Origin of the sequence: Shewanella sp. GD04112 (assembly GCF_029835735.1) — a bacterium.
Taxonomy (GTDB): domain Bacteria; phylum Pseudomonadota; class Gammaproteobacteria; order Enterobacterales; family Shewanellaceae; genus Shewanella.
Genome location: NZ_JAOEAL010000001.1, coordinates 3,785,201 through 3,809,503, shown reverse-complemented (window position 1 = coordinate 3,809,503; position 24,303 = coordinate 3,785,201). Strand labels below are relative to the sequence as shown.

Below are 24,303 nucleotides of genomic sequence, written 5' to 3'. Positions count from 1 at the left end.
AATAATGGGTTATCAAGCTATCAGCGATAACTGGAATGCTGCGGTTAGGGACGTTCAATTTAAGGCGAAGCGAATAGGTACTCTCACTTTGTAATGGCTGGCCAGTTTGTTGGTGGGAGCTTGAAATTCCCAAGTCTCAACCGCTTCTAATGCCGCTTGATCTAGCAGCCCCACGCCTGAGCTTTTCACTAAGGTGAGGGCAAGCTGTTGTCCAAATTCGTTAAACATCACTTCTACCGTCGCCGTGCCTTCAAGCCCTTTTTTACGTGCCATGCGTGGGTAGGTGGGTTGCGGCGGTTTACTGGCAAAAGTCGGTGTTGCCAGCTCGATAACCTCGGGAGTGGCTTTAGTGTTCTCGCTGACACTGGTGGGCGTCACATTGGTATTGTTAATAACGGTTTTATCTTGAGTGTTGCTTTCTGCCATTTGCGACAACAGTTGGTCAGAAGGTTTTGTTATCTCTCCAGTTTCTTTCTGATGTTGTGTATTTGCGGCCATAAGAGGTTTGGCAGTTGTCGCACCTGCCTTAGAGGATGTGTTCGGCGTTGGCTTGTTTTGCACTGCGGATTGAATCGTTTGCGGCTTAGCTTTGGTTGGTTTGGGTGCTTGCCTTGCTATTTCAGTTACTGGTGTATCAGTGAGTGTTGGCGCCGTTTGGGGCTTACTGGTATTAGGCACATTTGTTGAAATCGCATCTTCGGTAATCGTATTTGCAGGCGTATTTTTTATCGCTGATATGGCCGCTGATTTTTCTGCTGCACTATGGGTTGCAAAGCTTAAGGTAACCGCTTTATTTGCTTCTTTGAATGCGGTCATTTGTGTCGATTCACTGAGACTACTTAGTAATGGCATAGCAGGCTGCGATGCAATCACACCCGTTTGGATTGCAACGGTTAATGCGCCAAAAACCAGATATCGTTTCGGTGTCACAGTACGCCTTCCAAGTTCAAAAAACGGTCTCTCATCAATCAATGCTAATTAAGATACACAAATACAATTGAGATCGCAAATGATAATTATTTCTATTTGATAAATTTTCCAATCTCAGTTAGAGTGCCAGCAATTACGAAAATGGATGCTCAAAAATGCAGCAGTTCGACCAAGGTTGACGGACTAACCACAAATGGTCGATTTGAATTCTAATCGATTAATATCATTGATGATTTGAGGATGTAACCATGAAAAAGAAGCCGTTAGTTATCGCCGTTGCGATCGCATTAACGACTACGGCGCTAAGTTTTACGTTAGCGGCTGAAGAAGGGGTAACTGCTCAGCAAAAGGAAAAAAAGCCAGGAGTAGTCGAGACTGAGTTTGATGAAGTATTAGTAAGCGCGACACGCTTGAGTGAAAAAGTCTCCCAAACGAGTCGCAGTGTCGCCGTTGTGAGTGAAGAACAGCTCAATGTGGCTCAGGCATCATCGGTTGCTGAAGCATTAAAAAATGAAGCTAACATCACTTTAACCAATGGGCCGAGAGCGACGTCTCAAGGGGTTGAGATCCGTGGCTTAAGCGGCGATCGCGTATTACAAACCATTGATGGTGCAAGACAGAATACCAGTTCAGGTCACCGTGGTTCTTACTTTATGGATCCTGAATTACTCAAATCGATAGAGGTGATTCGCGGTCCTGCCAGTAGCCTCTGGGGCAGTGGTGCCATCGGTGGTGTGGTGGCGCAGAATACTAAATCGGCTCAAGACTTCTTAGCCCCTAACGAAAGCTTCGGTGGTTATCTAAAGCAAGGCTATGACACTAATGGCGACCGCACTAAAACCAGTGCCGCCGTGTATGGCCAACAAGATACAATTGATTGGTTAATCAATGGATCTTACTTTGACTCCAATAATATCAATACGGGGAATGACGAAACCTTAGCTAACAGTGCTTCTTTGGGGAGCAACGGTTTGGCTAAGTTTGGATGGCAAGCCGATGAGGCTTCACGCTTAGAGTTATCGGCAAGAGTTGGCAAGATTAATGAACTGGTGCCGAGTAATCCTTCCGCCGCGGTGAGCAGTTCGGTGCCTTTAGTGCGCCGTAAAACGGACGATCAAAACGTCACCCTTAATTACAGCTTGGCGCCGGTAAATAATCCGTATTTGGACACCAAAGTGCAAGTCTATTGGAATAGCACGGATTATGACGAAGACCGAGTGACCAAAGGTCAATTCGATAGCACCGAATACCGCACCATTGGGATTAATCTCAACAACAGTTCGCAGTTGGGTAACACTAAGTTGACCTATGGTGTCGATGGTTATCGCGATACCCTTAAAACCGTCAGAGACGATAGGGGCCAAGTGGGACAGCGCCCAGGGGATATTGATGGTGAGACCACTGTGTGGGGCGCCTTTACCCGTGCCGATATTCAATTGACGCAAACCGTCAATCTCGACGCTGCTTTACGTTACGATAGCTTCAAAAACGAGAGTCACAATCTCAATGCCTCTGCGGATGACAATGAGTTATCACCTTCGCTGGGTTTGAGTTGGCAGACTCAGCCGTGGCTGACCTTAAGTGCACGTTACGATCAGGCTTTCCGTGCGCCGACGGTTGAGGAAATGTTTTCTACCGGAACCCATTATTGCATTCCGCCGATCCCCGGTTTTTTACCCCAAGGTCTGTGTAATACCTTTGCGACGAATCCCAACTTAAAGTCTGAAGTCGCCCGCAATAAAGAACTGAAAGCCGATTTTCGTTTCAACGACTTAGCTGGAGATGATGAGCTGGCTTTCACCGTAAACATCTTCCGTAACGATGTGGACGATTTTATCGTTCAGCAAGTCTCCAATCCGTTAATGGGGATCCCAGGATTTGAGCAAACGACCTCATGGAATAACGTGGAAGATGCGCAGTTAACTGGGTTTGAGCTCAGCGGCCGTTATCGCATTGGTCAGACACGGCTGGCGATGAATTACGGTCAGACTCGTGGTGAAGACCGAAAGACTGGCGACTATATCGAAGGTATGCCCGCCAATAAGTTTAACGTCGATCTTTCCCAAGGCATCATGGAAGGCGATATGAAACTCGGCACCCGAGTGACTTATGTCGCCAGCCAATCCAATACGCCCGAAGGTTATCGCGTGGCTAAGTATGACGACTACACCCTGTGGGATGTGTACCTCGCCTGGGAGCCAGCTATGGGGGCTATGTCTGGCCTGAGAGTTGATTTCGCCATTGAAAACATTGGTGACGAGAAATACCAGCAGGCATGGCAGACCCTGTATCAACCTGGCCGCAATATGAAGTTGTCAGCACGTTATATGTTCTAGGCCCAGCTTTAGGAGACGCAAATGACACAGACAATCGACCCCGAAATCGCTCACTCGAGCCATCAAATCGATGCCGACTCGCAGTCAATGTTAAGGCAGCGCTTTGTCAGCCAGCCCGATTTAATGCCTGCACAACTGGCGAGTGAATTAGGGATTGCCGAACTTGATGTGGTCGCGGCACTGCCGCAAGCGCAGCGAGTGTTTCTTCCTTTGACACAAATCGACGAGTTGCTGCAGAGCTTACCCGAGTGGGGACCTCTGACCACGATAGTGATGCTCTCGGGCAGTGTGTTTGAATTTAAAGGTGATTTTCCCCAAGGAAAATTTGCCCATGGTTACTACAACCTCTACAGCAAAGGTGATGGCCTTCATGGTCATCTCAAGCTGGATAACATGCGAGCGATCGCGTTAGTTAGCAGACCCTTTAGGGGCAGCGAGAGCCATTCGATTAACTTTTTTGGCCCTCAAGGCGAGGTGGTATTCAAAGTTTATTTAGGACGAGACAAGCAAAGAGTGCTTTTTCCTGAGCAAGTTCGCCGTTTTAAAACGCTAGCGGGCACCTTTGCTACTCAATAGTCACCGACATAATTTATTAAGGTATCCAATATGAAGTCTGAAATCTTCGAGCAAGAACAACGTTTAAGGGACAAACTGTTACCCGAAATTGAGGCCTTTAAACAGCAGCGCCATACTTTGCAACTCGCCACTGTGGATGCGGATGGGCAACCCAATGCCAGTTACGCGCCATTTGCCTTAGCTGACGATGGTTTTTACATCTTAGTGAGTGACTTAGCCCGTCACGGCCACAACCTTAAACAGTCGACCAAAGTGTCTGTGATGCTGGTGGAGGATGAAGCCGAAGCTAAGTCGGTATTCGCCCGTAAACGTCTAACTTTCGATGCAATCGCTCAAGCGGTTGAGCGGGATACACCCACCTTTAGTAAGGGAGTCAGCCTGTTATCAAAACGCTTTGGTGACATGTCCGATAACCTCGCGGCACTGATGGACTTTAATCTGTATAAGTTAGCGCCCCATCAGGGATTGTATGTGAAAGGTTTTGGCCAAGCCTTTAGTCTGACGGGCAGTGAATTACTCGACGTTAACTGGAAGCGTGATGGTCACCATGGCACGCCTAAAGCGCCCGAAGATATGCAAGTAGCTTAAGTGTCTTTAGCTTAAACATTTGTGTTTTGAATACCTATGTTTTGAAAATCAGCGCCTTGAGCTTGACCTACTTAAGGCGCCAGCATAAACCCGCTATCTAGGCGGGTTTATTGTTATATTCCTCAAGGCATTTTCACTTTTACCTTCATCCTTTGTTATTGCCTTCTTTAAGCGACGCCTTGCTAAAGTCACTTTGTTTATCCTTAGGGCTTTCGGGTATGCTCTGTCGATACTCGCATGTGCTAAGGTTGATGGGCGCATAAAGCCTAAGGATATCAATAGTGAACAAACCGCTAACTGAGCCTACAGAATCGAGTACACTTCCCCCACGATCATTATCAGAGTCCACTATGCCTCACAACGCTGCTAATACCTCGATTCGCCAACGGGCGGTATTGCCCTGGATTTGGCAATTTCTTAAGCCCTATCGCCTGCGGGTGGTCGCGGCGATTGTATTTCTTTTGATTGGCTCCTTGGCCTGGCTATCCCTCGGGCAGGGCGTGCGGCTGATGGTGGACGAAGGTTTTATTAAGGATAACGCCCAGCGTCTCAATGAAATTATTCTGTTGGTGCTGCTGATCACCGCCGTGAGTGGCACTGCGGTGTTTTGTCGTTTTTATTTGATGACTTGGCTCGGCGAGCGGGTCAGCGCCGATATAAGGCTGACGGTTTACAATCAACTGCTGAAGTTGTCTCCAGCCTTCTACGCCAAGGTGCGTACCGGTGAGGTGATTTCGCGCTTTACCGCCGACTCGACTCTGCTGCAAACCGTGGTCGGCTCGAGTCTCTCGATGGCGCTGCGCTCCGGCGTGACTGTGATCGGTGGGCTGGCGATGATGGGGATCACTAGCGTGAAGATGACGCTGCTGGTGCTACTGGCCGTGCCTTTGGTGCTCGGGCCTGTCGGTTTCTTTGGCCGAAAAGTTCGAACCTTAGCGCGCGAAAGCCAAGATAGGGTGGCGGATTTGGGGGCCTATGTGGATGAAACCTTACATGAAATCCACACAGTGCAAGCCTATGGTCATGAGGATAAAGACCGTAGTTTGTTCAATGGTCGTGTCGAAGATGTGATGACCGCCGCCAGTGGCCGCATTCGTTACCGCGCCATGTTGATTTCCTCCGTGATGTTTTTAAGTATCGCCGCCATTGCATCTGTGACTTGGGTCGGCGCCCACGACGTGATGTCGGGAAAAATGACGGGCGGCGAACTGTCGGCCTTTATGTTTTATGCCGTAATGGTGGCAGGCGCAGTCGCGACCATCAGTGAAGTTGTCGGTGAGATCCAACGCGCCTCGGGCGCCGCCGAGCGCTTAATCGAGTTGGCTGAAACTGAGGTCGATATTCCTGCGCCAGTGGTGCCTAAAACACTGCCCACGAAAGTGCGTGGCGAGCTGCAACTACAAGAGCTGAATTTTCATTATCCCGAGCAAACTCAGTTAGTGCTCAGCGACTTAGATCTAACGATAACCGCGGGCGAGCGGGTGGCCTTGGTCGGGCCAAGTGGGGCTGGAAAGAGTACGCTGTTTCAGTTATTGCAGCGGTTTTATGTGCCGTCATCGGGCAGCATTCATTTGGATGGGATTGATATTGCTGAGCTTTCACCAAAGGATTTACGGGCGCAGTTTGCGCTTGTGCCGCAGGACTCAGTGATTTTTGCTACTAGTGTGCTGGAAAATGTGCGCTATGGCCGCGTCGATGCTAGCGAGCAGGAGGTGATTGATGCCTGTATTGCGGCCCGTGCCCATGAGTTTATCTGCGAATTTAGTGAAGGTTATCAAACCTATTTGGGTGAGCGCGGCGTGCGCTTATCGGGTGGTCAAAAGCAGCGTATCGCCATTGCGAGGGCGATTCTTGCCGACAGGCCTATCTTGCTGCTCGATGAGGCGACCAGTGCGCTCGATGCTTTAAGCGAGCAAAAAGTAAAGCAGGCACTCGATGAATTGATGAAGGGGAAAACCACGCTTATCATCGCCCATCGCCTCGCCACAGTGATCAATGCGGACCGAATTATCGTGTTCGATAAGGGACGTATCGTCGCCAGTGGTAAGCATCAAACCCTTTTACAAACCAATGCCTTATATCGCGAATTTGCCAGTTTGCAGCTGCTAACGGATGACGTGAGTGCGCTTAGCGAGTAAGGTTTTGATGGGAATGTAATGCAAATAAAACCCCAGAGTGTTGCTCTGGGGTTTTGTTTTGGATTTAAGACTGCTCGCACATCAGTGATGTTTAGCTATGTTTAAGCCTGATGTTTCAGTTCTCGGCGCAGAATTTTACCCACGGTACTCTTAGGTAACTGCGGCATAAATTCAATCAACTTGGGCAGCTTGTAGGCGGTGAGTTGCTCGCGGCAGAAGTTGAGAATAGCGGTTTTCATTTGCTCATGATCTTGGCTGTCATCCTTAAGTACAACAAAGGCTTTGACCGCTTCTCCTGAGTGTTCATCCTTTACACCAACCACAGCACATTCAATGATATTCGGATGGCTGGCGAGCACGTTTTCGACCTCATTCGGATAAACATTAAAGCCGGAGACAATAATCATATCCTTTTTGCGATCAACGATTTGATGGAATCCTTCCTCGTTCAAAATCGCAATATCCCCGGTTTTAAAGAAACCATCGGCAGTCATCACATTGGCTGTTTCTTGGGGATTATTCCAATAACCCAGCATCACTTGCGGGCCGCGGGCGGCGAGTTCACCGGCTTCCCCTTGTGCGACTTCATTGCCGTTTTCGTCTAACAGTTTGACCTCAGTGCCGAGAACGGGCTTACCGATAGTGCCAATCTTCTGATATCCGGGGGCATTGAGTGAAATCACCGGTGAGGTTTCGGATAATCCATAACCTTCACTGATGGTATTGCCCGTGGTTTGCTGCCAGATGTTGGCTGCGGCAGCGGTGAGTGCCGTACCACCCGAAATGGTGATTTTTAAATGACTGAAATCCAGTGCCTTAAACTCTGGCTGATGGCACAGGGCGACAAAGAGGGTGTTAAGCCCTGCAAAGCCAGTAAAAGGGTATTTCGCCAGTGTCTTAATTAAGCCACTAATATCACGGGGATTGGGGATTAATACCGAGCAACCACCACATTCAAAATACAGTACTAAGTTCACCATAAAGGCGTAGATATGGTAAATCGGCAGTGGTGCGACAAAAATATCTTCCCCTTCGCTGATGACACTGCCGATGCGGGATTTTACCTGCGCCGCATTGGCGAGCATATTACCGTGGGTCAGCATGGCCCCCTTGGAGAGACCTGTTGTGCCACCGGTATATTGCAGCGCCGCTAAGTCACCTGCGGCAGGGGCAACACGGTTAAAGGGCTGCTCGGCCCCTTGTTTTAGCACTTGGCAGAATTCGACATTTTTAAGCCCCGTTTTGGGCTGCACCTGCGGATCGATAAGATCTAACGGATGAGTGGAAATCACCAATTCAATTGGTGTGGTTGCAACCACTTTAGCAAGGGTTGGCAACAGATCCGACAGCACCACTAGGGCCTTAGCACCCGAGTCATTAAACTGATGAATTAGCTCTCGTTCGGTATAGAGCGGGTTAGTGTTGACTAGGATAAGTCCCGCCCGCAGCGCACCATAGGCAGCGATAACAAACTGGGTAATGTTGGGTAATTGAATCGCGATCCGATCGCCGGGTTTTAGATTAGTGTTATTCTGCAAATAGGCAGCAAAATAGCGTGAATCGCGTTCTATATCATTGAAGCTGCAGGTTTTCCCCAAACAAGCATATGCCGTTTTATCACCAAAGCGTTGGCTAGTGCGTTCGATTAAGTCTATGAGTGATGAGTATTTGCCAAGTTCGAGTTGTGACTCTTGATCGTATGCCATGCCTAACTACCTCAAATAGGTTTATCGTTGTTATTATTTTAAAATCAAACGAGTGTTTAGATTAGAAGGATTCAACCTGTCAGGTCAACGTTTATCGTTAAATTATTGTAGCAATTTGCACGGCTATCCAATTGTAAAAATAGAATTTTTACTCTAATGAAGGGCGGTGAACTGCAGTGCAAATTTACTACAGCACACCTGAATTTGAGATGAAAAAGCGAGGGTTAGGGTCGAAATTAACGGGGAGATTGCTCATCGTGGCGTAGGGTGAGCACTTCGTATCCCATAGGGGTGACAAGTATCGTATGTTCTGATTGCGCCGAGAGTTTTTTATCGCGGGTAACAACCGTCCAACCATCTTTTTTGAGCTTTATCTTTTCAGTGCCCTGATTCACCATAGGCTCAATGGTAAACACCATGCCCGCTTTGAGCTTAAGGCCTTGATTCGGCTTTCCATAGTGAAGGACTTGCGGCTCTTCATGCATTTCTTGACCTATCCCATGGCCGCTGTAATCCCTGACGATGCTATAACCAAAGGATTGCGCATATTGTTGAATCGCATGGCCAATATCGCCTAGAGTCGCCCCGGGTTTTACCTGTTTGATCCCTTGCCACATGGCAAGATAGGTAACATCGGCCAGCTTTTGGGCAGTGGCGGGCGCCTGTGGCATCACATACATTTTACTGGAGTCGGCAATATAGCCGTCTTTCTCGAGGGTAATATCTAAGTTAATGATATCTGTGCTTTTGATGACCTCAGTCGCAGAGGGCACACCATGGCAGACCACCTCGTTAATGGATGAATTCAACACATATTGATAGCCATACTGACCCTTACTCGCGGGACGCGATTTTAGCTCATTGACGATAAAGGCTTCGACCGTATCGTTGATATCCATGGTGCTGATGCCGGGACGGACATAGGTATCAAGCATTTGAAATACTTGAGCTAGTAATTGCCCCGCGCGGCGCATCAGTGCAATTTCTTCGGCAGATTTTATCTTCACCTGATTATTCATCGGCCATTTCCTTTACCTGGGTCACGTTGGCTAGGTTCACATCCGCAGATTTCATCAGATCGGCGACTAACTGATTAAAGGAGAGTTGTGGATGCAATTCTGCCAGCATCCCGATCCTTATCCAGAATTCCGCCTGCGAGTTGATTGAACGTGACATGACCGAACTGGCTTTTCTCAGCTCATCATGCAGTTCTTCGGAAATTTTAACTATGCCCATAAATATACTTTATATATGTTTCGTATGTTTATTTTATTCGATCTATATAGCGCTCAGTCAATAATAAATCGACATTGGTTTACCGCAATGACAGCCGAGCCTCTTTTGAAGCAGCCGCAGTAAGCGCAAGAGAAGTGGCTAGAAGGCTGTGATTTTTAATTGACGTACTTCATGTTTGTGCGGCGCGAGTTAAGGCTATTTAGCGGATTTTACGAAGCAAGCTGAGCAAAAAGCACCGCGAACCAAATTGATTCAATGGGCAAGATTCGCGAAAGTGACTAATTGTGATGCAGTGTGCTCGCTTATCGGCGAGCACACTGCCGCATGACGCGCTAAGGGCTGAAGAAGCCGGTTTCTTGGCTAACGCTTTGTTCAGGTTTGCTCACATCCGTTACCGAGAATTCGATAATTTTGCGTCCCGTTGGGATTGCATCCTTATCGGCTAATACTGTCACGGGATAATCCGATTGCTCGCCCGGAGCAAGGGTAATGACCGAGTCGGCAATTAAGCTGAAGGGCATTTCGCTGTTGACCGCGAGTTGATATTGCTTGGTTTGCTGAGTCTTGTTGCGGATCTTCAGCTGGTAGGTATTTTCAACTTTATTATCGGCGGTTTCGCGATACAAGCTCTGTCTGTCGCGAATGACGTTAAGCTGAATCTCACTGCGACTGGAGAGATCTAAACCTATCACAACCAACATAATGACAACGGCTGCGCCGTAACCTAAAAAGCGTGGCGAACGCCAGTTGGAATGGGTGATGCCCTTTAATTCATTCTCGCTGACATAGCTAATTAGATTTTGTTTGTAGTCGAATTTTTGCATGGTTTCATTACAGGCATCGACACAGGCGCCGCAGTTAATGCACTCGTATTGAAGGCCTTGACGAATATCAATCCCCGTCGGGCAGACTTCGACACATAAGTTACAGTCAACACAATCACCGAGTTCCGTCTGTTGTTTGCGCTTACGTGGGCCGCGCGCCTCGCCGCGTGCGGCATCATAGGTGACGGTTTTAGTGTTGGCATCGAACATGACGGCCTGAAAACGCGCATAGGGGCAGCAGTGTAAGCACATTTGCTCGCGCATCCAGCCTGCATTCAAGTATGTACAAATCGCGAAAAACCATACCCAGCAGGTCGTCCAAAAGCCGGCGTTGCCGGTAAATATATCCAAATAGAGTTCGCGGGCGGGGATGAAATAACCGATAAATCCACAGCCGGTAATTAAGGCGGCTAACCCCCACAGGCCGTGTTTGAGACTTCTTTTACCGAGTTTATTGGCTGACCACGGCGCCTTATCGAGCAATTTACGTTTGTTGCTGTTGCCCTCAATTCGGCTCTCGAGCCAGACAAACATAAAAGTCCACGCAGTTTGCGGGCAAAGATAGCCACACCAGACGCGCCCCCAAAACACAGTAATGAAAAACAATCCAAAGGCGGCGGCAATAAACACCCAAGCGAGCAAGGTGAAATCCTGTGGCCAGAGCGTGAGGCCGAAAAAGAAGAACTGCTGCTGACTCACATCCAGTAATATCGCTTGCCGACCATCAAATGAAATAAAGGGCAGGGCAAAAAACAGCAGTACTAACAGGCTATTCATTGTGGTTCTTAGGCGCTGAAAATAACCCTTCTGCTCTCGGAAATGAATCTGACCATTCACGGGGGCTGGTTTATCGTCCGCCTGGATATTTTTTACGGGGATAAATTGCTCTGCAGAGGGGCGCTTGGCGTTCTCTCTGTGTTGGGTGTCACTCTTGGGCATATGCTGTCCTAACGGCTTAAATAAGATTCGGCTCCCTATAGCAAACGTTAGGCCAAGAGTTTTTTATTTTAACTTATTGATATTTAATGATTAAGTGTATTTGCGATTTAGTAGGTGTCGCGATATATCGTTAATTGGCGATATATCGCGTTTTTAACGCTATTCTTCCGCGAGGTTTTGGCGTGTAATCCCAAGCTTCTTCATCCGCGATCTGAGTGTACTTGGCGGGACGCCGAGCACATTGGCCGCACCGTTGGGGCCCGAAATACGCCAATTGAGCTGCTTTAATGTTTGTTCTATGTGTTGTGCTTCCGCCTCGGCCAAGGTTTGTAAAGGTGAAGCCGCGGTTTGAGTCTGCAGGTGATTCGTGGGCATGGCATGGATTTGTAAAATATCCGTTTGAGATAAAATGGCCTCCCGTTCGAGGATATTTTGCAATTCACGCACATTACCTGGCCAGCTGTAGGCCATCAGTTTTTGCAGACCTTTTTGGCTCACGCCGCGCAGTTTCTTACCGAGTTTGCGGTTTAGGGAATGCAAAATGTGGCTGACAAGCTCGGGCATGTCCTCAAGTCTTGCCCTCAGCGGTGGCACTTGGATGGGGAAGACATTCAAGCGGTAATAGAGATCCATCCTGAATAAACCCTGTTCAACGCGCTTGAGTAAATCATGGTGACTGGCGGCGACTAAGCGAATATCGACCTTAATGGTTTCACTGCCGCCGAGTCGTTCGAAGGATTGCTCTTGGATCACCCGCAGCAACTTAGATTGCGCCTCCAAACTTAATTCGGCCACCTCATCGAGAAACAGTGTGCCTTGATGGGCGAGTTCGAAGCGACCCTTGCGCTGCTGCGTCGCGCCGGTAAAGGCACCTTTCTCATGGCCAAACAACTCACTCTCTAACAATGAGGCTGAAAACGCCGCGCAGTTAACGCTGATCATGGGCTTATCTTTACGGCGACTCAGTTGATGTAAGTTACGGGCAACCAGTTCTTTGCCTGTGCCATTTTCACCACAAATCAATACGGTACTGTCAGTATTGGCCACCATATGCAGCTGCTGGATCATATGGCGGATCACCGCGCTGCTGCCCGAAATATCCACATCGCCGGTTTTATCGGCTAACTCGGCTTGGAGATAGTGATTCTCGCTGGCCAGTTGCTCCGACAGGGCTTGAACCTGTGCTAAAGCTTGACGTAGCGACTGCTCGGTTTGTTTCTGAATACTGATGTCGCGAAATATCGCGACTACGCCGATAAGCTTGTTGTCCCGATAGACGGGGGTCGAGCTGTAATGCACTGGAAAGCTACTGCCATCTTTGCGCCAAAACACATCGTGGGTGATTTCCCTTGCTATTCCATCCTTCAAGGTATTGTAGATGGGACAATCTTCTTGGGGATAATGACTGCCATCCGCATGGCTATGATGATGGCAATTATGGATATTTTTGCCGAGTAATTCTTCATTCTTCCAGCCCGTCATGCGCTCGGCGGCGGGATTGATGAAGACGGCATTACCATTTAAATCAAACCCATAAATGCCTTCACCCACGGCATTGAGCAGTAGCTGGTTCTCTGGCAGAAAATGTTTATCCAAGGGCATTGCGGCGGGCTGTGTTGAGGTCATTCCGTTGATTCCTTAATACGAATGAGTGCCCAGAGTATAACCCCTTGAGTCGTGTCGCGATATATCGTGAGTTGCTCGGTAATGCTCGAATTGAATGGCTTAGAGGTATGTTTAGAGGTCTGACCATTAACTTGTTGATAATAAAAGCTTATATTTTAATCGATCGAAAGTTGTATTTAGTGCTGGCGTAAAAGAGTAAATTGTTATAAAAATGTTTCATAAATATCTTTGGCTAAGTTGACCTGAACAAAGCAGGCTCGCCCTTAAGACTGGGAATTCACGGCAACGCGGAGATGTTTATTGAAGTACGGTGTGAGTGAATGAACGAGTTTAATAGCGTTTTGGGGTGAGATGGCTGTTAAGAGTACGGAGTGATTTTCTGCCCACCTTTCCGGAAAATTACTTTCTACTGATTTGAAGTGTGCAAAAAGGCTGCGATGCAGCCTTTTTTATTGCGCGAGTGTTTGAATCTTAGTGTTTTGTTTTTGAGGTTAAGCCAAATAAATCGCTTACAGTGCTTTTGCCTGAACTAAGCCATTAAGCACGGCCTCTATGGTGAGCGTTGAAGGCAGCACTATGCCGTTTGGCGCCCTTGGACCATAGACCTTATTGTAAGGTGTACCCGGTACGCCTTCATGCTTCATATAACCCGCAATGGTGGAATCGGCTTCGCTCCAATTTCCCTGCATCAAAATAACCTTGTCGGCCATCAGCGCATTCACCACTTGCTCTCTGTGGGTGACTTCAGCCTTGTTGGTTTGGCAAATGCTGCACCAGTCTGAGGTGATATCCACAAACACTGTGTAGCCATCGGCGACCAGCGGCGCGATTTTTTCAGGGGCCAGCGTATGCCACTGCAGCTTTTGATAGGCTTGATAATCTTCGCCTTTATGCACAAAACCGATAATTCCGCCGAGGCCAGCGGCGAAAAATCCCAATACAAAAATCACCGCCAGTGGAATGCGTTTACCTTTTTTGCGTTGCCAGATTAACAGGCCAATCGCGCCCACGAGTAATGCGAGAATGACCAGACTGATAAGAGTGATAGTGCCCATAGATGCCTACATGAGTTTCCGATAATCCAATCTATCTTAGCGGCTAACAGCTTAAATCTGCGTGAATTTATGCTTTAAAAGCCGATTAAAGCTTTGACGCATTCGGTTGCAATTGTGCTTTTGCGCCGAGTGCACAGTCTTTGTAAGCTGGTGCACCAATAAAAAGATCACAAAATAACCACTACAGAAGGGAAGGATAATTGATGCTAGCGCTAACAGAGAAGCAAACGCCCTCAAAACTGAAATGGGCAAGCGTGCTGCTGCCCTTATTATTCACTGTGTCCATAGTCGGTCATGCTGAGCCTGCGCAAAAAAGCGAAGCCAAAGTGGATAAGCTAGTGCCAGAGGTAGTGACGACTAAGCACAGAATGACGATTCAAAATCAAAAGATCAGCTATCAAGCCATTAGTGGAGAAACCATTTTAGAGGATGATAAGGGTGAGCCTCAGGCGAGTATCTTCTCTATTACGTATTTACGGGATGATGTGCAGGACAGCAGTAAACGCCCAGTCACGTTTATTTTTAACGGTGGCCCAGGTTCTGCCTCGCTGTGGCTGCATATGGGCCTCTTTGGGCCAAAGCGTGTGATTGTGCCCGGTGATGCCAAAGATGATGGTGCGGCGCCTTATCGGATTGAAGCCAATGATTACTCCTTACTCGATGAGTCTGATTTAGTATTTATCGACCCTGTTGGTACTGGTTTTAGCCGTGCGCTTGGTGAGAAGAAAGGTGCCGATTTTTGGGGCGTGAAAGAAGATGCCCAATCCATTGCCGAATTTATGCGCCGTTGGTTGATTGAACATAAGCGTTGGAATTCGCCTAAATATCTTGCCGGTGAAAGTTATGGTACGACACGAGCCGCAGCATTAGTGGATGAGCTCCAAGGCGGTTGGACCGATATCTCGGTCAATGGTGTGATGCTGATTTCATCGATTCTCGACTTTAGCCACGCTCGCTATCAACCGGGTAATAACCAACCCTACATTGGTTTTTTACCGACTATGGCGGCAACTGCGTTTTATCACAATAAAGTTAGTGATGCCGACAAGGCCTTAGGGCTCGAAGCGTTTGTCGAACAGGCGCGTCAATTCGCAATTAAGGATTACGCCTTAGCCCTATTACAGGGTAGCCGTTTAGCGCAAAGCGATTATCAGAGTGTACGCAAACAGTTGGCGCGTTTTACGGGCCTGAGTGAGTCTTATCTTGACCGAGTGAATTTACGGGTGAGTGCGAGTCGCTACACCAAAGAATTGCTCAGGGATCAGGATTTGACCGTCGGGCGGTTAGACAGTCGCTATACCGGCAAAGATTACGACAGTGGCGGTGATTCGACCGATAACGACCCGTCAGGATATGGTATCGATGGCGCTTATACGGCGGCTATCCATCAGTATCTGTATGAGGATTTAGGGGTTAAATTATCACGCCCCTTCAACGTGCTCTCCACCGATGTTAACCGTGGCTGGAATTGGAATATCAGCGGTAAGCAAATGCATTATGTGAATGTGGCGCCCTATTTAGGGCAAGCGCAGCGCGAGAATAAAGACCTACGCATTTTTGTCGGTAACGGTTATTTCGATTTTGCGACGCCCTTCTTTGCGACCGAAAATACCTTTGCCGATAATGGCATAGATAATAGCCGTGTCACTATGCACTACTACAAAGCGGGTCATATGATGTATGTGGAGCCCGCGTCGCTTGCACAACTGGTGCAAGATATCCGCGCTTTTTATCATCCTAACGCGGCTAAATGAGAGTGACCGTATTATTTGGCCAGTGTTAAACTGCCACTCCTGTGAAGGCCCTATTGAGGGCCTTTTTATGCTTTAAAGGGTTAAAAATGAGCTTTAGTACTTGGTTAGGGCTATTGGCGATTTGTTGCTTGGGCGCTATGTCTCCCGGGCCGAGCTTGGCCATGGTTGTGCGTCATACTTTAGGCGGTGGTCGCGGCAAGGGGATCGTTTGCGCTTGGGCGCACTCGATTGGTATTGGTATTTATGCGTTAGTGACGCTACTCGGACTAGCCGTTGTATTGAAAAAAGCGCCATTGATTTTTAATGGGATTGCGATTTTAGGCGCGCTCTATCTCGCATGGATGGGGATCCAAGCATTGCGCTCAAACGGTGGTATGCAGGCAAAACTTGCGGCGGGGGAAGCGACGGATACGCTCACTGCGGCGCGCGATGGTATTGCGATTTCCCTGTTCAATCCTAAGATTATGTTGTTCTTTTTAGCGCTGTTTAGCCAGTTTGTGATGGTGGCCGATAGTTTGACGGGTCAAGCACTTATCGTGCTAACGCCTTTGGTGGTTGATGGGCTTTGGTACACCTTGATTGCCTTACTGTTGTCCCATTCGAGTGTATTGCCTAAGTTACGGGAAAAAGCGGGACTTATCGATAAACTTTCTGGTGTGGTACTGATCCTGCTCGCGATACGGGTGGTGTACACTCTTTAACGTATCGCAATGCATATTGAACAGTGCGAAGAGATAAAAAAACGCCATCGCAAGATGGCGTTTTTTATGGGATTTTAGCAGGCGATGCTTGGCTTTTAGCGCATCATCAGCCTTTAAAGATTTGTACCGAATCATCCACTGCAGCTTCTTCCTGCATAACGGGTGGATTAGCGATATGGTCGTCTAGGTTGTCGCTTAGCATTTCGCGGTATTCGGCGCTAAACCAGTCGAGCGCATTGTCTTTTTCTGCGCCTAAGTCGGCAGATTTGATCGCGGCTTCAAAGGCGTTAAAACGCGCAGCGGCAAAACGCAGGGCCGTGCCGACTTTACCGACATCACCTTCCTGCTGGCTTAGCTGATTGGCTAAGGCAATAAATTGATCGGCAAGTTCAAAAATCGTGGTGTTGCTGGTATCAGTCATAGCGCTTACTCAAAATAATTTATTGGTGGGCGATTCTATCCTAAATTCAGCAGGAAGGAACCGCTTAGGCTTAAGTATTGGGATCTAAATCTGTTGTAGTGAGCCCAATCCTTAGCAGGTTATCCATCGCTAACTTGCGGTTAGCTCGAAGGTTGATTGGGCGATATTGCAATTGGTATCAATGGGTTTTGCTGCATCGCTTCAAGGCGGAAGATATGTAACAGTTCTATCATCGTGATTTAAATTCTTGCCGATTTGGGATGTAGATAGCCTACCGAAATACAAGGTCTGCATGGCGGTGCGGGGGAAATAATATCTGATTTAGCCTCCTGTGAAGATTCATCTTCTGTTCAGTTAGCCACTCGCATACTGCTTCCATCAACAGGAGAACCGCCATGAAAGCAATTAAACTTACACTGTCAGCCTTACTACTCGCTGCAGCTTCATCTTCGGCCATTGCGGCAGATGTCGGAGTGTCGATTAACATCGGCGATCCAAACTTTTACGGTCAGATCAATATTGGTAATTTTCCTCGTCCACAGGTGATTTACGAACAGCCTATCGTGATAGAGCAGTCTCGGGTCGTGTATGAACCTATCTATCTGCATGTGCCGCCCGGTCATGCGAAAAAATGGGGGCGCTATTGTGCCTCCTACGGTGCCTGCGGACGTCCGGTCTATTTTGTTCAGGATGTCTGGTATCGTGATGAGTACGTACCCCGTTATCGCTCCTATAAACAGGATAAGCATCACCACAAACATTACGACAAACATGAGCGCCGCAAAGATAGGGATGACGATCGTGGTCATGGCCACCGTGGTCGCGATTAATAGGGATTGTTTGTACAAATGCCCCTATCACGCTAGCTGATGGCTTATCAGAGCCATTTGCGAATCAAAGCGCGGAGGCACAACATGGCACAGCACTCAACTTTGCTCGAGTTAACTTTTGCGATACGGGGCGTTTCTCAATAGCAATCGATTGCCTTAAGCAAAGGGACGGAACAGGTTTAGGCCGCAATATGCTTGCGATATCTCAAGACTCGGGAATAAAAACCGGAGTTGGCTTGTCATGTCGCGCTATCACTTTTAAGCTAACGGCATCGTAACTTAAGTAAGAGAAACAGATTTTGGCGACTTGGCAGGCATTTATTGACCATCAACGTGCTCAACCCTATTACCAGCAGTTGATAGCATTTGTGAATCAAGAGCGTGAATTGGGTAAGGTAATCTATCCTCCTAAAGAGGATGTGTACAACGCCTTTAAAACAACCCCATTGGAGCAAGTGCGTGTAGTGCTTATTGGTCAAGATCCCTACCATGGTCCGGACCAAGCCCACGGTCTGTGTTTCTCGGTTAAGCGAGGCATTAAACCGCCGCCATCGCTGGCCAATATGTATAAAGAGTTAGTGAACGATATTCCCGGTTTCCAAATCCCAAACCATGGTGATTTAACCCAATGGGCGGAGCAGGGGATCTTGATGCTCAATACCGTGCTGACGGTGGAACAAGGGCAAGCCCACTCCCATGCCAATGCAGGCTGGGAAACTTTTACCACAGAGGCGTTAAAGCTGCTTAATGCGCAGGAGCGGCCGATTATTTTCGTACTCTGGGGCAGCCATGCCATCAAAAAAGGGGCGGTGATTACTGCGCCGCAGCATCAAATTTTGTCGGGACCCCATCCGTCACCACTGTCGGCCTATCGCGGCTTCTTCGGTTGTGGGCATTTTTCTAAAGTGAATCAACTGCTGATGGCGCGGGGTGAAGCACCGATCCAATGGCAGGTCTAAGTTCGTTTTGATAAAGAATGTTAAAAATAAAAAGGCCTTGCTAAGCAAGGCCTTTTTATTGATTTATCGCAGCCAATTAGTGGTTACGATCAACGGAGATTTTTGCCAGCGAAATTAATGCGGTTTTGAAGTCACTGTCGGGTAATACTGCCAACGCTGCAATCGCCTTGTTGGATTCTTCAATGGCTTTTTGCTGAGTGTAAGTGAGCGCGCCACAGTGATGCAGAGCGGCAACAATTTTCTCAATGGCGTGGGTGCCATCACCTTGCTCAATGGCTTGGCGAATGAGTTGCTGCTCTTCTTCTGTGCCATGGGCAATCGCATAGATTAGCGGTAAGGTCGGTTTACCTTCAGCGAGATCATCACCAATGTTTTTACCTAACTCTTCACTGTCGGCGGTGTAGTCGAGTAAATCGTCGGTCAGCTGGAAGGCTGTACCTAAATATTTGCCATAGTCGCCTAATGCGGTTTCTTGCTCGGGTGTGGCGCCGGCTAATACCGCGGCCAGTAACGTGGCGGCTTCGAATAGCTTAGCGGTCTTGCAATAGATCACCCGCATATAGCTTTCTTCAGTGGTATTAGGGTCGTTACAGTTCATTAGCTGCAATACTTCACCTTCGGCCAATACGTTAGTGGTATCGGCTAATACACGCAGTACTCGCATGCTGTCGAGTTCGGTCATCATTTGGAATGAGCGGGTATAAAGGAAGTCACCTACTAATACACTGGCGCTGTTACCAAAGAGTGCGTTGGCGGTTTCGCGGCCACGTCTGAGGGTCGATTCATCGACCACATCATCGTGCAGTAATGAAGCGGTATGAATAAATTCAATAATCGCGGCAAGCTTAAGATGGGCTTCACCTTGATAGTCGATGGCGCGCGCTGCGAGGACGGACAGTAAAGGACGAAGACGTTTACCACCACCATTAATAATGTAGAAACCTAACTGGTTAATCAGGGCGACATCTGACTCCAGCTGTTTATAGATCAGCTGATTGACTGCTTGCATATCAGTGTCAGCCAGTTGACGAATAGCGTTTAAATCCATAATAGACTCTGGTTGTGGGGCCATTACGTACCCGGCCTCTATTTTAGGCTCACGTGTTATATAGAATGAATTTTACCTAAAATTCCGACATATGACAGTACTCACACTACTAATGTGCGAGTTATTCCGGCCTTTTTTTATTCTTTCCTAATTAGGGCTTGCCAGATAAGGATTCTTCGCGTAAACTCCGCGCCCATTGTCAATAAAGTTTTTGTAGCACCCTGCCTCCCATAGTGTGAGCCAGCGTGTTAGGAATATCGGAGTAAAATAGCTATGTACGCTGTTTTTCAAAGTGGTGGTAAACAACACCGTGTAGCCCCAGGCCACACAGTTCGTTTAGAAAAATTAGAAGTTGCTACTGGTTCAACTGTTGAATTCGATCAAGTATTACTGATCGCTGACGGTGAAAAAGTGCACGTTGGTGCTCCTTTAGTAGCTGGCGGTAAAGTCGTTGCTGAAGTAGTAAGTCATGGTCGTGGCGAGAAAGTAACTATCGTTAAGTTCCGTCGTCGTAAGCACCACGACAAGAAGATGGGCCACCGTCAGTGGTTCACCGAAGTTAAAATTACTGCTATCAACGCATAATAGGAGTCTAACTCATGGCACATAAAAAAGCTGGCGGTTCTACTCGTAACGGCCGTGATTCAGAAAGTAAACGTCTTGGTGTTAAGCGCTTTGGCGGTGAATCAGTTCTAGCTGGTAACATTATCGTTCGTCAACGTGGTACTAAGTTCCACGCTGGTGTAAACGTGGGTATTGGTCGTGACCACACTCTGTTTGCTCTGACTGACGGTAAAGTAAAATTCGAAGTTAAAGGTCCTAATAACCGTAAGTTTATTAGCATCGAAGCTTAATTTTCGAGTCTAGCTTATACTGTAAAGCCCCGCCATTGGTGGGGCTTTCTGTTTTTTATGCTTCTATTTACCTGCGTTTCTGGTGAGTTTGGTAAATCTTTATCAAATTGAGGGCGTTGGCTGGTAAGATTGGGAGCAAGTATCTCGAGTTTTTTGGCGACCGATGAAGTTAAACGGTATAATTCCTTCATTCAGTGATGCCAGGAGTAAGTATGAAGTTTGTCGATGAGGCAGTAATTAGGGTCGAAGCAGGCGACGGCGGTAGCGGTTGCGTGAGTTTCAGACGCGAAAAATATATCCCCGATGGTGGTCCTGATGGTGGTGATGGTGGCGATGGTGGCAGTGTCTATCTGCAGGCCGATGAAAACCACAACACCCTGATTGAATACCGATTTGAACGTTTTCACATGGCTGAGCGCGGTGAAAACGGCCGTGGCCGTGACTGTACCGGCCATAGCGGTAAAGATTTGATTTTAAAAGTGCCTGTCGGTACGCGTGCTATTGACGATGAGACCGAGGAAGTCCTTGGCGATTTAACCACTCATGGCCAAAAGCTATTAGTGGCTAAAGGCGGATTCCACGGTTTAGGCAATACGCGTTTTAAGAGCAGTACTAACCGTGCGCCACGTCAAAAGACCTTAGGTACTCCGGGTGAAGTCCGTAGCCTGAAATTAGAGCTGCTGCTGTTAGCCGATGTTGGCTTGCTCGGTATGCCTAACGCGGGTAAATCGACCTTTATTCGCGCGGTATCACGTGCAACGCCAAAGGTTGCCGATTACCCCTTCACGACGTTAGTACCTAATCTAGGTGTGGTTAACCCTCGCCCAGGTCAAAGCTTTGTGATCGCCGATATTCCAGGTTTGATCGAAGGCGCGGCAGAAGGTGCGGGTCTAGGGATTCGCTTCTTAAAGCATTTAGAACGTTGCCGTATTCTGTTGCATATCATCGATATCGAGCCAATTGATGGCACAGATCCTGTGGATTCTGCCCGTGCGATCGTCGGTGAGCTTGAAAAATATTCGCCAAAATTGGCAAGCAAGCCACGTTGGTTAGTCTTTAACAAGGCCGATCTACTGCTCGAAGACGAGCTAAAAGAGAAGGTCGCTCGCGTAGTTAAAGAATTAGGTTGGGAAGGTGACGTTTACACTATTTCTGCCTATAGCCGCGATGGCACTAAAGAATTAGCGACCAAGCTGCTGGACTTCATCCAAAGTCTTCCGCCGGAAGATAAAGATGCGAACCCAGATGCAGAGGTTGAGTTCAAGTGGGACAATTATCATCAAGCCAACATTGATGCGATCAATGAAGACTATGACGATGAATTTGACGATGACTTTGATGATGACGACTACGATGTAGAAGTGATCTACCAAAGATAATATCCCAACCAAAGTTTTGAGAGTCCCGTGTACGCAGATACTCAAAATGATATTACTCGGCAGGTTGTGCGTGTCGCACAACTGCTACTGGCCTACGGCGCTGAATCTGATTTAGTTGAAGAAATCAGCCAGCGCCTAGGTCAGGCCTTAGGATTGGCAAGTGTTGAGCTTTCCATCTCCTCTAATTCCCTCGTGTTAACCAGTTTAGTGCATGGTCGCTGTATCACGACGACGCGTCGGATCCGCGAGCATGGCATCAATATGACTATTGTCTGCGAGTTGCAGCGCATCTGTTTGTTGGCGGAAAAAGGTCTCTATGGCCCCAACGAAGTGCGTAAGCGCTTAGCGCGGATTGAACCTAAGACCTATCCGCCGTATCTCGTGATATTGATGATAGGCCTGTCCTGTGCCAGTTTTTGCCACCTGTTTAATGGCGATGTTGCCGCATCAGTCATCACCTTTTTTGCCTCTGCGGTCGGGATGTCGGTGCGCCTTGCGATTGCCAAGCGGCATTTTAATTTGCTGGTCAATTTTGCGGTGACGGCATTTGTCACTAGCATGTTGGCGCAGACGGGTTATGTATTTCACTTGAGCGAAACCCCGCAGGCGGCCATGGCGGCCAGTGTGTTGATGCTGGTGCCGGGTTTCCCGATGATCAATGCGATTTCTGATATGGTCAAAGGCCATATGAACGTGGGCATTTCCCGTTGGGGTCATGCCACCTTGCTCACAGTGTCATCCGTTATCGGCATCACCATTGCGATGCAGATTGGGGGGATCTTCCTATGATCGCCTTACTGTGGACGCTGTTGCACGATGCCTTTTTCTCGGCGATTCCCGCAGTGGGCTTTGCCATGGTGTTTAACGTGCCGAAACGTTTCTTACCCTACTGCGCGCTTGCAGGCGCCATAGGGCACAGCTCACGCACGCTAATGCTGCAATTTGGCTTGCCTATCGAATGGGCGACCTTTGCCGCCGCGGCCTTGGTAGGCACTATCACTATTGGTTTTGCTAAGCGTCATCTTGCGCCGCCGTTGATGTATGCCGTTGCCGCGATTATCCCGATGATCCCTGGGACCTACGCCTTTAATACCGTGATTGCCTTAGTGCAATTAACGGCGCAGTCGCAGGTTAGCCAAGAGCTGACAGGACAAGTGATCAGTAACGGCTTAAAAACGGTGTTTATCTTAGGTGCACTGTCGGTGGGCCTTGCGTTACCGAGTCTGCTGTATTTTAGAACCCGCCCTGTTATTCAATAAAAACAATACCAAAGGAGTGCTCATGCGCATTGCTATGATAGCCGCGATGGCAAACAATCGAGTCATCGGAAAAGACAACAAAATGCCATGGCATCTGCCCGAAGATTTACGCCACTTTAAAGCCATGACCTTAGGCAAACCTGTAGTCATGGGACGTAAAACCTTTGAGTCCATCGGTCGCCCTCTGCCTGGGCGCCACAATATTGTGATTTCCCGCCAAGCGGATTTACAGATTGACGGTGTGACCTGCGTGACCTCATTTGAAGACGCTAAACTGGCGGCGGGCGATTGCGAAGAGTTAGTCATTATCGGTGGTGGGCAGTTGTATCAGCAATTATTACCTCAAGCCGACACACTCTATCTGACGCAAATTAGCTTAGATGTTGAAGGTGATACCTTTTTCCCTGCTTGGGAGAGCGATAAATGGCAAGAAACCGAATCGGTAACCGCTATAAATGGCGATGGGCTGGAATATCGCTTTATCAATTTGGCAAAAAAATGTTAAATTACGTTGTTCTGTTGTGTACCCTGTGCGTATGGATTGTCAATATGTCTAAGGTATTAGATCCGATAGGCCTGACTTAGTTGAGATAGCGGTTTTTTACGGCTTCTTTACTGATGACTCCTAGGAGGCCGATATCCGCTAGAGATAGACGCAAACCATACAAAACATAATAAAACTATAAGAAAGTATTAAGGAGTATCGGATGCGTCTTATGCCTGTAGCTTTGGCTGCACTAATCGGATTTAGCTATGTTTCTGTGCCAACCACGGCAAAAGCCGAAGCTGATCCACTTGTCGCGAGTATTTGTGATTACGTAAAAGCGAACGATAAAAACCGTTTACGTAAAAAACTAAAAGAAAGCCGTGTTAAGTTACGCCAAGTGTACAGCGGGATTAGCTGTGATGGTCAAAGCTTGTTGCGTACTGCCTATGCCGCGAATGCGAATGATGCGGGTGAGTTTGTGGCTAAGCGTTTATCAGTTAACGAACTGAGCGTACCAGAAGCCGATGGCATGACGATTCAAGCTTGGGCTGAAGCGAATGGTCACGGTGCAAGCCCTATCACTGCGGCAGTGAAAGAGCGTTTAGGCGCTGCTGCTGGCGGTGAAGAAGAGTAATCATCTGTCCCATCATTTTTTAA

The 24,303-nt window shown here is 48.0% G+C and carries 24 protein-coding genes; 15 read left to right on the top strand and 9 right to left on the bottom strand.

Annotated elements, in window-relative coordinates; translation table 11 throughout:
• Positions 1–54: 54 nt before the first annotated feature.
• Positions 55–930: a TonB family protein gene (locus N7386_RS16815; RefSeq protein ID WP_011718049.1), complete on the bottom strand. Its 876-nt coding sequence runs from the start codon at positions 928–930 to the stop codon at positions 55–57.
• Positions 931–1,178: 248 nt separating this feature from the next.
• Between N7386_RS16815 and N7386_RS16810 the strand changes: the two genes are divergently transcribed.
• From N7386_RS16810 to N7386_RS16795, 4 genes are all read left to right on the top strand, one after another.
• The gene (locus N7386_RS16810) at positions 1,179–3,266 is read left to right on the top strand and encodes a TonB-dependent hemoglobin/transferrin/lactoferrin family receptor (RefSeq protein ID WP_279769840.1); all 2,088 of its coding nucleotides are present in this window, start codon (positions 1,179–1,181) and stop codon (positions 3,264–3,266) included.
• 21 nt (positions 3,267–3,287) lie between these two features.
• Positions 3,288–3,842, top strand: a complete 555-nt coding sequence (hutX, locus tag N7386_RS16805) for a heme utilization cystosolic carrier protein HutX (RefSeq protein ID WP_279769838.1) — start codon at positions 3,288–3,290, stop codon at positions 3,840–3,842.
• Positions 3,843–3,872: 30 nt separating this feature from the next.
• Complete coding sequence (gene hutZ, locus N7386_RS16800; RefSeq protein ID WP_279769836.1) at positions 3,873–4,430, top strand: heme utilization protein HutZ; 558 nt, start codon at positions 3,873–3,875, stop codon at positions 4,428–4,430.
• A gap of 350 nt (positions 4,431–4,780) precedes the next feature.
• A complete protein-coding gene (locus N7386_RS16795; RefSeq protein WP_279769834.1) occupies positions 4,781–6,568 on the top strand; it encodes an ABC transporter ATP-binding protein/permease in 1,788 nt (595 codons plus the stop codon).
• A gap of 101 nt (positions 6,569–6,669) precedes the next feature.
• Here N7386_RS16795 and N7386_RS16790 read toward each other — a convergent pair whose 3' ends face one another.
• The 6 genes from N7386_RS16790 to N7386_RS16765 all read right to left on the bottom strand — a co-directional run bounded on the left by N7386_RS16790 (position 6,670) and on the right by N7386_RS16765 (position 13,954).
• Entirely contained in the window at positions 6,670–8,274 is a 1,605-nt protein-coding gene (locus tag N7386_RS16790) for an AMP-binding protein (protein ID WP_279769832.1), read from the bottom strand.
• Positions 8,275–8,510: 236 nt separating this feature from the next.
• Positions 8,511–9,293 carry a type I methionyl aminopeptidase gene (gene map / locus N7386_RS16785; RefSeq protein ID WP_279769830.1) on the bottom strand — a complete coding sequence of 261 codons (783 nt, stop codon included), beginning with the start codon at positions 9,291–9,293 and terminating at the stop codon, positions 8,511–8,513.
• Positions 9,286–9,510 carry a ParD-like family protein gene (locus N7386_RS16780; RefSeq protein WP_011621680.1) on the bottom strand — a complete coding sequence of 75 codons (225 nt, stop codon included), beginning with the start codon at positions 9,508–9,510 and terminating at the stop codon, positions 9,286–9,288. The genes map and N7386_RS16780 overlap by 8 nt, the downstream gene beginning before the upstream one ends.
• A gap of 332 nt (positions 9,511–9,842) precedes the next feature.
• A complete protein-coding gene (ccoG, locus tag N7386_RS16775) occupies positions 9,843–11,273 on the bottom strand; it encodes a cytochrome c oxidase accessory protein CcoG (RefSeq protein ID WP_279769828.1) in 1,431 nt (476 codons plus the stop codon).
• Between the two features lie 159 nt (positions 11,274–11,432).
• Entirely contained in the window at positions 11,433–12,899 is a 1,467-nt protein-coding gene (locus N7386_RS16770; RefSeq protein WP_279769826.1) for a sigma 54-interacting transcriptional regulator, read from the bottom strand.
• Between the two features lie 509 nt (positions 12,900–13,408).
• Positions 13,409–13,954, bottom strand: a complete 546-nt coding sequence (locus N7386_RS16765) for a thioredoxin family protein (protein WP_279769824.1) — start codon at positions 13,952–13,954, stop codon at positions 13,409–13,411.
• A 203-nt stretch (positions 13,955–14,157) separates the two neighbouring features.
• On the opposite strand from N7386_RS16765, the gene N7386_RS16760 reads away from it, so the two are divergent.
• Complete coding sequence (locus tag N7386_RS16760; RefSeq protein WP_279769822.1) at positions 14,158–15,708, top strand: peptidase S10; 1,551 nt, start codon at positions 14,158–14,160, stop codon at positions 15,706–15,708.
• Positions 15,709–15,794: 86 nt separating this feature from the next.
• A complete protein-coding gene (locus N7386_RS16755; protein ID WP_011621685.1) occupies positions 15,795–16,409 on the top strand; it encodes a LysE family translocator in 615 nt (204 codons plus the stop codon).
• A 106-nt stretch (positions 16,410–16,515) separates the two neighbouring features.
• Here N7386_RS16755 and N7386_RS16750 read toward each other — a convergent pair whose 3' ends face one another.
• Positions 16,516–16,830: a DUF3144 domain-containing protein gene (locus tag N7386_RS16750; RefSeq protein WP_279769820.1), complete on the bottom strand. Its 315-nt coding sequence runs from the start codon at positions 16,828–16,830 to the stop codon at positions 16,516–16,518.
• 395 nt (positions 16,831–17,225) lie between these two features.
• Between N7386_RS16750 and N7386_RS16745 the strand changes: the two genes are divergently transcribed.
• Both N7386_RS16745 and ung read left to right on the top strand, forming a co-directional pair.
• Positions 17,226–17,660 carry a hypothetical protein gene (locus N7386_RS16745; RefSeq protein WP_011627030.1) on the top strand — a complete coding sequence of 145 codons (435 nt, stop codon included), beginning with the start codon at positions 17,226–17,228 and terminating at the stop codon, positions 17,658–17,660.
• Between the two features lie 299 nt (positions 17,661–17,959).
• Positions 17,960–18,619 (top strand): uracil-DNA glycosylase, encoded by a 660-nt coding sequence (ung, locus tag N7386_RS16740; RefSeq protein WP_279769817.1) that lies wholly within the window; start codon positions 17,960–17,962, stop codon positions 18,617–18,619.
• A gap of 76 nt (positions 18,620–18,695) precedes the next feature.
• Here the strand turns inward: ung and ispB are convergent, their stop codons facing one another.
• On the bottom strand, positions 18,696–19,667 hold the full coding sequence (ispB, locus tag N7386_RS16735) for an octaprenyl diphosphate synthase (RefSeq protein WP_279769815.1): 972 nt from the start codon (positions 19,665–19,667) through the stop codon (positions 18,696–18,698).
• A 273-nt stretch (positions 19,668–19,940) separates the two neighbouring features.
• Here ispB and rplU point away from each other — a divergent pair, with 273 nt between their 5' ends.
• The 7 genes from rplU (at position 19,941) to N7386_RS16700 (ending at position 24,280) form a co-directional block, all read left to right on the top strand.
• Entirely contained in the window at positions 19,941–20,252 is a 312-nt protein-coding gene (rplU, locus tag N7386_RS16730) for a 50S ribosomal protein L21 (RefSeq protein ID WP_011621690.1), read from the top strand.
• Between the two features lie 14 nt (positions 20,253–20,266).
• Positions 20,267–20,521 carry a 50S ribosomal protein L27 gene (gene rpmA, locus N7386_RS16725; protein WP_007650346.1) on the top strand — a complete coding sequence of 85 codons (255 nt, stop codon included), beginning with the start codon at positions 20,267–20,269 and terminating at the stop codon, positions 20,519–20,521.
• Between the two features lie 212 nt (positions 20,522–20,733).
• Positions 20,734–21,900 carry an Obg family GTPase CgtA gene (gene cgtA / locus N7386_RS16720; RefSeq protein ID WP_011621692.1) on the top strand — a complete coding sequence of 389 codons (1,167 nt, stop codon included), beginning with the start codon at positions 20,734–20,736 and terminating at the stop codon, positions 21,898–21,900.
• Positions 21,901–21,927: 27 nt separating this feature from the next.
• Entirely contained in the window at positions 21,928–22,689 is a 762-nt protein-coding gene (locus N7386_RS16715) for a threonine/serine exporter family protein (protein WP_011627027.1), read from the top strand.
• On the top strand, positions 22,686–23,159 hold the full coding sequence (locus tag N7386_RS16710; protein ID WP_011621694.1) for a threonine/serine exporter family protein: 474 nt from the start codon (positions 22,686–22,688) through the stop codon (positions 23,157–23,159). The genes N7386_RS16715 and N7386_RS16710 overlap by 4 nt, the downstream gene beginning before the upstream one ends.
• Positions 23,160–23,181: 22 nt before the next feature.
• Positions 23,182–23,664, top strand: coding sequence for a type 3 dihydrofolate reductase (gene folA, locus N7386_RS16705; RefSeq protein ID WP_279769810.1), 483 nt, complete (start codon positions 23,182–23,184; stop codon positions 23,662–23,664).
• Positions 23,665–23,866: 202 nt separating this feature from the next.
• Positions 23,867–24,280, top strand: coding sequence for a DUF3718 domain-containing protein (locus tag N7386_RS16700; protein WP_011621696.1), 414 nt, complete (start codon positions 23,867–23,869; stop codon positions 24,278–24,280).
• Positions 24,281–24,303 lie beyond the last annotated feature (23 nt).